General features: G+C 40.5%; 12 protein-coding genes. 8 read left to right on the forward strand and 4 right to left on the reverse strand.

The features are described 5' to 3' along the window. Positions 1-66: 66 nt before the first annotated feature. From HUW48_RS02900 to HUW48_RS02910, 3 genes are all read left to right on the forward strand, one after another. Positions 67-1,212: a glycoside hydrolase family 18 protein gene (locus tag HUW48_RS02900; RefSeq protein WP_182414245.1), complete on the forward strand. Its 1,146-nt coding sequence runs from the start codon at positions 67-69 to the stop codon at positions 1,210-1,212. Positions 1,213-1,249: 37 nt separating this feature from the next. Further along, entirely contained in the window at positions 1,250-2,575 is a 1,326-nt protein-coding gene (locus HUW48_RS02905; protein ID WP_182414246.1) for a polysaccharide deacetylase family protein, read from the forward strand. Positions 2,576-2,710: 135 nt separating this feature from the next. Further along, entirely contained in the window at positions 2,711-3,826 is a 1,116-nt protein-coding gene (locus HUW48_RS02910; RefSeq protein ID WP_220463986.1) for a glycoside hydrolase family 18 protein, read from the forward strand. Positions 3,827-3,920: 94 nt separating this feature from the next. Here the strand turns inward: HUW48_RS02910 and HUW48_RS02915 are convergent, their stop codons facing one another. After that, a complete protein-coding gene (locus HUW48_RS02915) occupies positions 3,921-5,045 on the reverse strand; it encodes a hypothetical protein (RefSeq protein ID WP_182414247.1) in 1,125 nt (374 codons plus the stop codon). Between the two features lie 39 nt (positions 5,046-5,084). Between HUW48_RS02915 and HUW48_RS02920 the strand changes: the two genes are divergently transcribed. The 5 genes from HUW48_RS02920 (at position 5,085) to recO (ending at position 9,786) form a co-directional block, all read left to right on the forward strand. Then, positions 5,085-5,408, forward strand: a complete 324-nt coding sequence (locus HUW48_RS02920) for a 2Fe-2S iron-sulfur cluster-binding protein (protein ID WP_182414248.1) — start codon at positions 5,085-5,087, stop codon at positions 5,406-5,408. 66 nt (positions 5,409-5,474) lie between these two features. Continuing rightward, positions 5,475-6,071: a thymidine kinase gene (locus tag HUW48_RS02925; protein WP_182414249.1), complete on the forward strand. Its 597-nt coding sequence runs from the start codon at positions 5,475-5,477 to the stop codon at positions 6,069-6,071. A gap of 139 nt (positions 6,072-6,210) precedes the next feature. Beyond that, the gene (locus HUW48_RS02930) at positions 6,211-6,492 is read left to right on the forward strand and encodes a hypothetical protein (protein ID WP_182414250.1); all 282 of its coding nucleotides are present in this window, start codon (positions 6,211-6,213) and stop codon (positions 6,490-6,492) included. Between the two features lie 60 nt (positions 6,493-6,552). Continuing rightward, positions 6,553-8,874 (forward strand): type IX secretion system anionic LPS delivery protein PorZ, encoded by a 2,322-nt coding sequence (gene porZ / locus HUW48_RS02935; RefSeq protein ID WP_182414251.1) that lies wholly within the window; start codon positions 6,553-6,555, stop codon positions 8,872-8,874. A 204-nt stretch (positions 8,875-9,078) separates the two neighbouring features. Next, entirely contained in the window at positions 9,079-9,786 is a 708-nt protein-coding gene (gene recO / locus HUW48_RS02940; RefSeq protein WP_182414252.1) for a DNA repair protein RecO, read from the forward strand. A 174-nt stretch (positions 9,787-9,960) separates the two neighbouring features. Here the strand turns inward: recO and HUW48_RS02945 are convergent, their stop codons facing one another. The 3 genes from HUW48_RS02945 to HUW48_RS02955 form a co-directional block, all read right to left on the reverse strand. Next, complete coding sequence (locus HUW48_RS02945) at positions 9,961-10,473, reverse strand: FKBP-type peptidyl-prolyl cis-trans isomerase (protein WP_182414253.1); 513 nt, start codon at positions 10,471-10,473, stop codon at positions 9,961-9,963. A gap of 10 nt (positions 10,474-10,483) precedes the next feature. Further along, positions 10,484-11,053 (reverse strand): FKBP-type peptidyl-prolyl cis-trans isomerase, encoded by a 570-nt coding sequence (locus HUW48_RS02950; RefSeq protein ID WP_182414254.1) that lies wholly within the window; start codon positions 11,051-11,053, stop codon positions 10,484-10,486. A gap of 181 nt (positions 11,054-11,234) precedes the next feature. Continuing rightward, the gene (locus tag HUW48_RS02955; protein WP_182414255.1) at positions 11,235-12,179 is read right to left on the reverse strand and encodes an FKBP-type peptidyl-prolyl cis-trans isomerase; all 945 of its coding nucleotides are present in this window, start codon (positions 12,177-12,179) and stop codon (positions 11,235-11,237) included. Between the last annotated feature and the right edge of the window lie 8 nt (positions 12,180-12,187).

Below are 12,187 nucleotides of genomic sequence, written 5' to 3' on the forward strand. Positions count from 1 at the left end.
TGGAATTTGGAACTATTGGTGCTTGCTGCATTATGTCCTTGAAAATTAGTAATTAAAGTTTAATATATGATAAATAAACGATTCAGCTTATTCTGCTTGGCTTTCTTTACCGCTCTAACAGTTTTTACTAAACCCAAACCCAATCCTCCGGAAACTCCTAAGCCAAAAAAATACGTGGTAACTGGTTACGTAGGAGGCTTCCGAGGTTTAGTTGCGGCCGACCAAATTGATGCTGAAAAACTAACGCATATTATTTACGCCTTTGTTAATTGCAAAGACAGCATGGCAGTACTAACCAATCTGGCTACCGATTCTATTAATTTCCGGAAGCTGAACGCGCTGAAGCTTAAAAATCCAAATTTGAAAATCTTAATTTCAATTGGCGGTTGGGGCTGGAGCGATTTCTTTTCGGATGCCGTTTTAACGCCTACTTCCCGCGCTTTGTTTGCCCGCACCAGCGTAGATATCATCCGGCAATATAAACTGGACGGAGTAGATATTGATTGGGAATACCCGGCCATGAAAGGCGAAGAAGGTAATATTTTCCGGCCCGAGGATAAGCAAAATTATACCTTAATGTTTAAAGCCGTTCGGGAAGAATTAGATAAACTCGAAAAAGAAACTGGAAGAAAGTATGAATTAACAGCGGCCGTTGGTGGGTCTAAATCTTTCATCCAAAACACCGAAATGGATAAGGTGCAGCAATACCTGGATTACATTTATTTAATGACCTACGACTACTCTGGTAAAAACAATACCGTTGGGCATCATACCAATTTGTACCCAGCTAAGAGTGAGGTGCCGGGTTCTTCGGCCGACCAATCGGTGAAAAATTTTATAGCGGCGGGTGTTCCGGCGCATAAACTAGGTTTAGGGGCTGCATTTTACGGCAAGGGCTGGGAAGCCGGCAGCGCCAAGAACAAAGGCTTAAACCAAACCCGCGTAAAAGCTGCTCAAGGCGGCGGATATTCCGATATTAAAGATGCTATGATTAACCAGCAGGGTTACAAACGTTACTGGGACCGGAAAGCCAAAGCACCTTATTTATTTAATACCAGCAGCAAAGTATTTATCACCTACGACGACGAAAAATCCATTAAGCAAAAGTGTAAGTACATTCAAAAAAATAAACTAGCTGGCATATTTTTCTGGGAATATTTTCGCGACCCGAAAGAGTATTTAATCTCCACCATCCACCAGGTACTACCTTAACTAAAATCACGCACTTATTTCTTTTTTCCTTCATATCATGTTTAAAAAAATTACCTTAGTTTCAGCGGCTATTATTTCAATTATCAGTGCCTGTAACCGTAAGGAAGAAGTTATTGGTCAAACCGAAATTGCCAATTGGCAGTACGGCAAAAAGGCCGCTGTTTCGCTTACCTACGACGATGGTTCTACTAACCAGTTTGCCAAAGCGCTGCCTATTATGAACGAACTGGGTTTTCCGGCTACCTTTTTTATTATTACCGGACAAATACCAGGTTCTCAGTACCAAGGCCGGTTTATTGGTCGACCAGTAAAAGAAATTATTGCCGAAACCGCTACCCAACCTACCAACAAAGAAAACTTTTTTGAACGGGCATCGGCCGTTGGCTTTTTAGGTTACCAGGGAACCATCGACTATCATAGCCAGGCCGGTGCTTTAGTAGATGCCGGAAAACCAGAAGAAGCCTATAAGGTAATAGATGAAGTTTATAAGAAAGTAAGAGAAGGAGCCTTTAAACCCGGTTACCTGGCCAATAAAGAAGTAGCCGAAGCCAGAGGAGTTACCTGGGATAAAATCCGGAGTTACGCGGCGCAAGGCCATGAATTTGCCAGCCATACCGTAACCCACCCTCGCTTAGCTGCCTTAGATGAGCCCAATATGCTTTATGAGCTGGAAAAAAGTAAAGAGGATATTCTAAAGCAACTCGGTCCAAAATATACTTTCTCGGCCGAAGGACCATACGGAACCGAAAATGAGCGGGTAGTAGAATACGCCAAAAAAATATACCCGGCTTTAAGAAACCGCATGCCCGAACCCTTCTTAGCCGAGATAAACCGTGGCAGCGACGAACAGCCGGGTAGTTTAAAAAAAGAGTACGTGCAATGGCAACGCGGCGCTACTACTAAAACACCTTTGCCTTTAATGAAATCCTGGGTAGATACCGTTGCCGCTCACGATAATAACTGGTTGGTGTTGGTTATACACGGGGTAGAAGGAATTGGCTGGGAAGCTTTGCCCACAACCTTACTTGACGAATATTTCAGGTACATTAAGGCTAAGGAAGATAAACTTTGGGTTGCTACTTTTGGGGATGTTGCCAAATATATGCGGGAAAGAATGAACGGCAAAGTTCAAGGCGAACAAAAAGGAAATATTATTACCGTTAATTTAACGCACTCTCTAGATAAAAATTTGTATGATCTGCCGCTTACTTTAAAAACCTACGTGCCTGCCACCTGGAAAGCGGTAAAAGTAAAACAAGGCACTAAAGAACAGCAAGTACAGCCAGAAAAAGATGAAAAAGGTTCTTTCGTGTTGTACCAGGCTCTTCCTAATACCCAACCTGCCGAGTTATCGGGTGTGTAGTTAGATTTTATTTACTAAATTTTAAATTATAAAAGCTGAATCTGGTGAAAGTTGTTTTGCCCGTATCGGCTCATGAAAATATATTTGCGTTTTTTCACCGGATTGGTGGAATACATTTACTTACTTAAAAATAGAATGAAGATTATTACTAAGATAAAACTTTTGACTTTACTGGCACTTTGCCTATTTACCACGGTTGGGTTTGGGCAATCAACGAATAAAATGCGCGTTTTGGCTTATTATGCGGGCGGTCCGGATGAGTTAGATAGCTATGACGTTAATCAAATGACACATATTATTTTCTGCTTTGGTCACTTAGAAGGAAATCGTTTTAAGGTCAGAAGCGCTCAGGATTCCGCTACTATTCGAAAAATGGTATCCTTAAAAAAGAAAAATCCGCAGCTAAAAGTGATTGTATCCCTGGGTGGGTGGGGTGGTTGCGAACCTTGTTCCGATGTTTTTTCTACTAAAAAAGGAAGACAAGAATTCGCGCAATCTATAAAAGAATTGCACCAGCACTTTGGTACCGATGGGTTAGATTTAGATTGGGAATATCCAGCGGTAGAAGGGTATCCTGGCCATAAATTTACCCCGGCAGATAAACAGAACTTTACGAAGCTGGTAAAAACATTAAGAAAATTAGACTCTAAATATGAGTTGAGCTTTGCGGCGGGTGGGTTTAAAGAATTTTTAGAAAAAGCCGTTGAATGGAAGAAAGTAATGCATCAGGTAGATTACGTAAACTTGATGACCTACGACCTGATAAACGGGTATTCTAAGGTTACCGGCCACCATACGGGTTTGTATTCTACCCCAAATCAGGAAAATTCTACCGACTTTGCCGTAAATTACTTAATCAATTTAGGTATACCCCGCGAACAACTAATTGTAGGAGCTGCATTTTACGGCAGAATGTTCCAAAACGTAGAAAATGTGAATAATGGTCTTAACCAACCTGGTAAGTTTAAAAGTGGCGTAGATTTTAAAGATTTTACTACTCAATTACCCGCCGACAGTGGTTATGTATCTTTTTGGGACGAAACCGCCAAAGCACCTTATTTATACAACTCAGCTAAAAAGCTGTTTTTTACTTACGATGACAAGCGCTCAATTGAAATAAAAACGAAATACGTGCTGGATAATAAATTAGGAGGAATCATGTTCTGGCAACTAGCCAGCGATACCTACACCGATGGCTTATTACAAACCATTCATAACGTAAAAAGCAGTTATCCTACCGCAACAAAGTAAAAGCGAGCCTTCTTTTAACAGAACATAGCAATAGCAAAACAAAAAGCCGGAGTAATGATCTCCGGCTTTTTGTTTTGTAGAACGAATAATTTTATCAGCTATCTGCAAATTTACGGTCAATGAGCCGGAGTAATTTATTAATGTGTTCTTCTTTGCGGGTCCAATCGTAGCGGGAAGCTAAGTTTTGCGTAACATAGTTTTTAGCGCTGGCAGCATCTTCAAATTTATCAAGTGCTTGAATAGCCTGGTAATATTCCACGTTTTCCCCGTTAAACAACTCATTAATAAAACTAAACCGCTGATTTATGGAAATAGAGTCTTTCAGCGATTCTATTTTTTTACTCATTTCGTTGTTAGCAATATTAGGCACCTCGAGCTTCACAAACTTTTCGTTTAAGGTGGTGCCCGAACGTTCGGCTTTAAAGCGTTCGTTCAAATTACTTTCTTTAGTTCCATTAAGGGGAGCAGCAACTGGTTTTACCGGAGCAGATGCTGGATGTACCGGTACGGCCGATGGTGGTTGCGGCGTAAACCGTTCCGGAGAAATGGTTAACTCATCAACGGTGCGGGTAGTAGTGGGAACAGCTGCTTGCGGAACAGGATGCTCGATGTCTTCGCTTTTAATGGAAAGTAAAGCATTAAATTCGGCGATGATAGCTTCTGGTTGCGTTTTTTCGGAAGATCGACTTTCCAGAAGTTCTCTAAATTTAGTCAGTATGTTTTCCTTGCTTAAAGTGCCTGGTGGTAAAGTAGAAATAAATTCCCGGACCAACTCTTTATCTATATTCACATATTTTACTTGCGCCTCGAGCGAAGCAGCGGATAAATCTTCCGAAACTTGCAAAAACTTCTGATCAAAGGCAGCAACCGGATCTAGAACCCAAAGAAAAGTATCAGCAATGGCTTTGGTTAGTAAAGGTTCAAAGTGAGTGCGCCGGATTAGTATTTTACGCGAAAGTACGTTCATAAACTGCACCAAGGCTTCTTTCACTTCCTCGTTTTCAAAATCGAAATAAGGACTTTTTAAGTTAGCCATTTCGTTGTTCCACTGATGCAGGAGTTCTTTTATCAGGAACAAGTTAATTTGTTTAATGGGAGCAAAATGGATGAGTTGCTGACCATTAATAGTATCCGTGGCGTTAAAGTACCGATCGGATAAGACTTTTGCTAACTGACGACTGTACCGCTCTACGCTTATTTGATTATATTTGTCTTTCATGACGACAACTAGACTAATTGGCTGGCAAAGATAAAAAGAATGCCGATAGTAAAGATACAAAACCTGTTTGGCAAAGCTATTAACGTTGCCGCCGGGCAAACAATTTTGCAAGCTATTTTAGAAGCCGGTATTGATTGGATGCACGCTTGCGGTGCTAAAGGCCGTTGTACTACCTGCCGGTTAATTGTTACCGAAGGACAATCTTATTTTACTGCCTTAAGCGCCGCCGAACAAAAGTTTCGTAACCAGGGTCGGCTGAAAGAGAACGAACGATTATTGTGCCAATGTATGTTGCCCACTGGCGAAGTGAGCGGTTATATACCCGAGCAAACCAAGTTTCCGCACGTAATCTATTCAAAGTGAAGTACTAGTGTTTTAAATTTAAATTTTTCATCCTGATCGGGATAATCATATTTTAATATTTAGAAGGTGTTTATAGAGCCACGAGTTGGAGTAAAACATAACCAAAAACGCGGGTGGATTGAGGTAATTTGCGGGGCCATGTTTTCGGGCAAGACAGAAGAGTTAATTCGCCGGTTAAACCGGGCTAAAATTGCCCATCAACGCGTTGAAATATTTAAACCGGCATTAGATACCCGCTATCATCTGGAAGATGTAGTAACGCATAGTGCTATGACTATTCGTTCTACTCCGGTAAACTTTGCCCACGATATGTTACTCCTTGGCAGTAGTTGCGACGTAGTAGGTATCGACGAAGCACAATTTTTTGATGAAGGTTTAATTGAAGTGTGCGACATTCTGGCCAACCGCGGCATTAGGGTAATTGCAGCGGGTTTGGATATGGATTATTTAGGAAAGCCTTTCGGACCCATGCCGGCCTTAATGGCTATTGCCGAATATGTAACTAAAGTACATGCTGTATGTGTGTGCTGCGGCGATATTGCTTCGTATTCCTTCCGGGTATCTGCTTCAGATGAAAAAATCCTGCTCGGCGAAACGGATTCGTATGAAGCTCGTTGCCGTATTTGTTTTCTGGAAGGAATGAAACAGTTAGCTCAAAAGTAGTGGTATCAAATAAGCCAATCCTTTACTAAATCGAACTACTTTTAAATTCCAGATTATTTAAATAGAGAACCTGCTCATAACAAAGCTTATCGGGCCTGGTTAAATGTAAATAGTAAATTTTTAAACGTTCAACCTGAAAATGTGGGTAAAATATAATCCGAATTGGCTGGTAAATTTACTAAAAGAGCAATTGCCGGAAAAAATTGAAATTATAGAGGCAGCTAAACAATGTACCCGGGGCGTTTGGGAAAAGAAGAATTACATCTATTTTGTTACTCTTAAAAATGCAGATTTACCCGGCGCGGAGTGGCAGTTCAAAGAAAATTTAATTCTGGAAGATCCAACCCGAGGAATGATAGTAATAGATATTTTAAAAGACGGTCGGGTAGGAGGCATTCAATTCGAAAGTTTAGAAGAATAAGGATAACTGATTTATGGGCGAAAAATATTAACTTATGCTGAAGAACAAATAGTAAATTTTGTGAGTAACAGGCTGCTGGTAAACCGGGTATATATAAGTGTTTTGGGGATAGTGCTTGGGTGTATTGGGGCCGGAAAAGTTTACGCGCAACAAAGTACTTTGGGGCTTGGAAAATGGCAAGTGCATGTACCTTATAACCGGGCTAAAGCAATAGCTGAAGTGGATAGTAAAATTTATTGTGCCACCGAAGATGGTTTTTTTTTATTTGATACAGAGTTTAATCAAATAAAAACGCTTTCTAAATCCGACGGTTTTCATAGCATTAATATTAGTACCCTGGCGTATGAAACTGGTACTCAAACGCTGGTAATTGCCTACGAAGATACCCATTTGGATTTGCTTCGGGAAGGCGAAATAATTGCTTTAACCGATATAGCTCGCAAGAACATCCCAGGCGACAAAACGATACATCAAATTACTTTTCGTGATAAAAACGCCTATCTGGCTACAAGCTTTGGTGTAGTAGTGCTGGATTTAGAAAAGCTGGAAATTAAAGAAACGTATAGCAATCTGGGGCTAAACGGGCAAATTTTAGATGTGTATGCCAGCGCCACGCTTAACGATAGCATATACTTAGCCACCTCAAACGGCTTAATGGCAGCTTCTTTAAACGGGCCTAACTTACTCGATTATAAAAGTTGGCGCACTTTCGGTACGGAAGCTGGTTTGCCGGTAGCTGCTGTTAGTAAAACCATTGCCACTTTTTCTCAAAGTATCTACGCCGGATTAAATCAGGAAAGAGTTTATAAATTTAACGGAAAAGCATGGGTGCCTACCGCCGCAGACCTAACTAATACCGAAGCGTACCAATTAAATGCAACTGCCAATCATTTACTTATTGCCAACCAGAACAACGTTATTTTGCTGGATGCCGCTGGTCAGGTACAAATTTATGATGATCCTTTATTAAAACAGCCTCGGGCAGCCCTGCAAAGTGCCGATCAAAGCTATTGGATAGCCGATTACAGTAGGGGGTTGATGCATTTAGTAAATAATACCTATACAGCTATTGTACCGGCCGGGCCATTTTCTAATCAAGCCTTTAGTGTGTATTCCGATAATGCAGCTACTTTCGTGCTGGAAGGCGGCTATAACCAATCGTACGAACAGCGAGGCGCTAAAGCAGGTTTTTACGAATATGCCAACGGGCAATGGACAAATTATACCAGCTGGTTACAAACCGATCCTAATCAATTTCCGGCAATAACCGATTTAACCCGGGCAGTCCGCAATCCTGTTAATCAAAAATTATACATGGGTTCTTACGGTAATGGGCTTTTGGAATGGGCAGGTTTGGGACAATTTAAAGTATATGACCCTACAAATAGTACTTTACTATCTTCTTTGCCCAATAACAATAACTTTACCCGGGTACCCGATGTGGCAGCCGATGCCGAAGGAAATATTTGGGTATTAAATCGTAATCAGTTTCCTAATTTACCGGGTTTGCACGTGTTAAAGCTCGACAATACCTGGCAATCGTTTTCTTTTCCTGGCTTTTCGGATGGCAGCAACTTAGAACGTATTGTAATAGACGATGTAAACTTTAAGTGGATGGCACTTAGTAAAAATGGTACGAGTGCAAAAGGTTTATTAGTCTTTGATGACGTGGCCAATACTTTTAAACATTTCACGCCGGCTAATGCTAACCTACCTGGCTTAGATGTTTATAGTCTGGCTAAAGATCGAATGGGTGCTATTTGGGTAGGTACAAATAATGGATTAGCCATTTTTGATGATCCGGATCAAGCTTTTGGTAACGATTTTACGGCTAGTCAGCCAATTATTAATGGCCGACCCACTCTGGAAGGACAATTAGTACGGGCCATTGCGGTAGATGGCGGTAACCGAAAATGGATAGGCACCGATGCGGGATTGTGGCTGTTTAACGAAAATGGAGATAAGTTATTGGCTAACTTTACCAGTGAAAATAGTCCTTTGCTGTCTAATAAAATTGCAGATATTAGTATAAACCAAAAAACCGGCGAAGTATTTATCTCCACCGATGTTGGTTTAGTAAGTTATAGAGGAGCGGCTACCGTTACCGAAGGCAAGCCAAGTTGCGCTACGGTTTTCCCCAACCCGGTACGCCCCGAGTCGGAAGGCTTAGTAGCTATTTCAGATTTACCCAATAACGCGCGCGTAAAAATTACCGATACAGCGGGCCATTTAGTTTACGAAACCCAAGCTGCCGGCGGTACAGTAGCCTGGAACACCCGCGATGTGCACGGGCGTCGCGTAAAAACCGGCGTATATCTGGTTTTTAGTTCCACTTCCGATGGCAGCCAGAGTTGCATTAGTAAAGTAGCCGTAGTGGATTAGGTTACAGTTTTTTGAATACCTATAGGGTAAATTTCTCTTATTAAATAAAGTAGAAATTCTTTCCGGAGTAATAACTACTTTTTATAAATCTGGAATGACATTTTTACTACTTACTTTTTCATAATCTCTGCTACTATTCAACTAAATCTTCTGAGCTATTCTATTCGTTTAACTCTTAACTTATAACTCTAAACTCCCCAAGCGGTGCTGGTAAAAACACGCGGTATTGTTCTTAATTTTATAAAGTACCGAGAAACTTCTATTATTGCCCGGGTTTATACCGAACAATTAGGCCTGCAAACCTATATTGTAAACAGTGTGCGCAAGAAAGGACCTGGAGCCCGAATTGCTTTGTTTCAGCCATTTACTTTACTGGATATGGTGGTGTACACTTCGTCTAAGGGCGGCATTACCCGAATATCGGAGTATAAATGTAATTACCCGTTTTCCAGTATTCCGTTCGATACCCGCAAGAGTAGTATTGTTTTATTTTTATCGGAAGTACTAGCCTATACTATTCAGGAAGAAGAAGAGAATCCGCCTTTATTCGGGTTTTTGTACGATTCTATTGTTTATTTCGATCAGCAAGAGCAAGGATTTAGTAATTTCCATCTGTTCTTTTTGCTGCAGTTAGCGCATTATCTAGGTTTTGGTCCTACCTCGGGGGCCGACATTACTTCGCAAGTAGCCTTTTCGGTGGGTACGGCTACCCAAAGCCGTGGTTCAGTACTGCATTTTCAGATGTTTGAAGCTTATTTTGATGCTTTAATGCAGAGCTCCGAGGAGGTTTTTATGAACAATAAAGTCCGGAAAGAACTTTTACTTATTTTAATCCGGTATTATCAATTACACGTGGAAAAACTCGGCGAAATCAAATCTTTGCAAGTACTTTCTGAAGTGTTATCTGATTAAATTAAAGTATTAAAATTTTACTGTTAAATAACTTATGCCTTTATGCTTAATTATACCAAGGCATTGATTTAGCTAAATTAATTTGCGGTTAAATGCTTTATCAATAAAAAAGCGCCACTTACTACTAAGTGGCGCTCTCTTTTTAATAATTGGTTGATTAAGAAGGAGAACGAGCTATTTAACTTCTAATATAGTCATATCAAATACTAAAACAGTACCCCCCGGGATTGAGCCGGATGGGCTTCCATATTGCCCGTAAGCTAAATGCGAAGGAACAATTAAAGTAGCCTTTTCCTGATCACTCATTAACAAGGCACCTTCATCCCAACCCCGAATTACCTGACCAGATCCTACCGTGAAAGTAAGCGGAATACCAGTATCGTAAGATGATTCAAACTTTTGACCATTCAGGAATTTACCTATGTAATGCATCTTCACCAAATTGCCTTTTTGCACCTTAGCCCCCGTTCCGGCTTGTTGGGGCAAATAGTATAAACCAGTAGACGTTTTAGTAAAGTTTGTAATTTTATTAGCAGTTAGATACTCCTGAATATACTGGTCGTCTGCTTCACGTTGCTGCCGGTTGTATTTTTCGTACGGATCTTCGCTCTTACAGCCTAAGAAGGGCAATAGCACCAAAAAACAGAGGATGGTAGTTAATCTGGGTGTTTTAAAAGTTGGGAACATAAATTATAAGTTATTTTACTTCCAGCAATTCAATGTCGAATATTAACACGCTGTTAGCCGGAATTTTTTCCTGTGCCTGGTCTCCGTAAGCTAAGCCCGAAGGTAAAAAGAATAAAGAACGTTCTCCTACCCGCATCAGCGAAACTCCTTCCTGGAAGCCCGAAAGAATATTAGCACGGCCCAGTTGGAAAGTTAATGGGGTAATGGTTGTTTGACCAGAACGTGGTTTACGGGAGGTATCAAGAGTGTCGCCTTGTAAATTGGTTAGTATGTAATGAGTAACTACTGTTTTTCCTAAAGCTGCGCTATCGCCGGTACCCGGTTTTTGTATGGCATAAAACAAGCCGGATTTATAAGGCGAGCGTTGGGCATTAGGTATATTTTTAGTAAGAATATAGTTTTTGATAGTAACTGTATCAATAGCTAATTGCTTTTTGTACGCTTCTTCCCGACGGCGGGCTTCATCTTCCAGTTCATCGTTGTTATTACAGCCGTAAAACGCAGTTAAACTTAGAAAAAAGAAAATTGCAGTTAATAATCGGTTATTAATAACCGTAGTAAAAATGGATTTTAGATTCATGAGTGTTGTTAAATTTTGTTAAAAATAGGATTTAAATCTCCGGATTTTTAGTCAGATAAAGATTACACTCGAAACGAAGAGGTAGGCCGTTTATTGCAACCGCTTTTCATTACGAATGTAACCTGTTTTCTTTCAACTGTTTCGGAATCAGTATCTTACACTATCCTACTTAATCAAACAATTATTTAACGTCTACTAGTTCAACATCAAAGCGGAGCACCGCATTTGCCGGGATAGTCCCTTGCGATTGTGGTCCGTAACCCATAGTGGAGGGTACAATTAAGGTGCATTTTGCTCCTTTATTTAATAAAGCAATACCTTCGTCCCAACCTCTGATTACCTGCTGCTGGCCTAAAGTAAACTGAAAAGGTTTACCGCCTAATTGCGGATTATCCGACGAGTCAAATACTTTACCATCCAGCAAAGTGCCTTTGTACTTAACCGAAACTGTTTGGCCAGCTTTAGCCGGTGCACCACTTCCCGGTTGGTTTACTACGTAATATAAACCAGAAGCTGTTTTCTGAGCATTTAAACCTTCTTTTTTAACGTATTCCTGAATAATTTGCTCATCTTTTTTGTTTTGTTTCTCCATGAATTCCATCATCATTTTCTGCTGATCCATCATGGCTTCCTGCTGCGACTGTACCTTTTGAGCCAATACCTGGAAGGTTAACTTTGAGCCTTTCTTAATAAAAGGAGGCATAGGTTGCTGAAACGTTCTGGCAAATAAAGAATCGGCACTGATTCGGAAAACAGCGCTATCACCTGGCCGAACCAATGAAAATGCATCTTCTAAACCGCCTTTAAAGGTAGCTTTCATTATTGGAATTTGAACCGGGAAACCGTTTTTACGCGTGTCAAACAAGAGCGTATCTTTACCGGATTTATTTTGGGTAAAATACTTCATTTCCAAGGTAAGCACCTGTCCTTCTTTTGGTTTACCAACTGTATCCGTTTTGGCAGGTGCGTTTTTAGGTTCAAATTTACCGTTTTTGTTTTTAGTAAATAATTTGTATTCAACGCCGTTATCGGCTTTCTTAAAATCTACTGATTTATTATTGTTACAAGCTTGTAACGCACAAAGACCCGCAAGCACGGGAAGGAAAAATTTACTTTTTTTTAACATTTTAAATA

The organism is Adhaeribacter radiodurans, from assembly GCF_014075995.1.
In the GTDB taxonomy this organism is placed as follows: Bacteria; Bacteroidota; Bacteroidia; order Cytophagales; family Hymenobacteraceae; genus Adhaeribacter; species Adhaeribacter radiodurans.

Coding starts and splice junctions, on each gene's coding strand:
- HUW48_RS02955 (WP_182414255.1), bottom strand. CDS start 12,179: ATGTTAAAAAAAAGTAAATTTTTCCTTCCCGTGCTTGCGGGTCTTTGT.
- HUW48_RS02910 (WP_220463986.1), top strand. CDS start 2,711: ATGAAGATTATTACTAAGATAAAACTTTTGACTTTACTGGCACTTTGC.
- HUW48_RS02900 (WP_182414245.1), top strand. CDS start 67: ATGATAAATAAACGATTCAGCTTATTCTGCTTGGCTTTCTTTACCGCT.
- HUW48_RS02945 (WP_182414253.1), bottom strand. CDS start 10,473: ATGTTCCCAACTTTTAAAACACCCAGATTAACTACCATCCTCTGTTTT.
- HUW48_RS02950 (WP_182414254.1), bottom strand. CDS start 11,053: ATGAATCTAAAATCCATTTTTACTACGGTTATTAATAACCGATTATTA.
- HUW48_RS02920 (WP_182414248.1), top strand. CDS start 5,085: ATGCCGATAGTAAAGATACAAAACCTGTTTGGCAAAGCTATTAACGTT.
- HUW48_RS02930 (WP_182414250.1), top strand. CDS start 6,211: ATGTGGGTAAAATATAATCCGAATTGGCTGGTAAATTTACTAAAAGAG.
- HUW48_RS02915 (WP_182414247.1), bottom strand. CDS start 5,045: ATGAAAGACAAATATAATCAAATAAGCGTAGAGCGGTACAGTCGTCAG.
- HUW48_RS02905 (WP_182414246.1), top strand. CDS start 1,250: ATGTTTAAAAAAATTACCTTAGTTTCAGCGGCTATTATTTCAATTATC.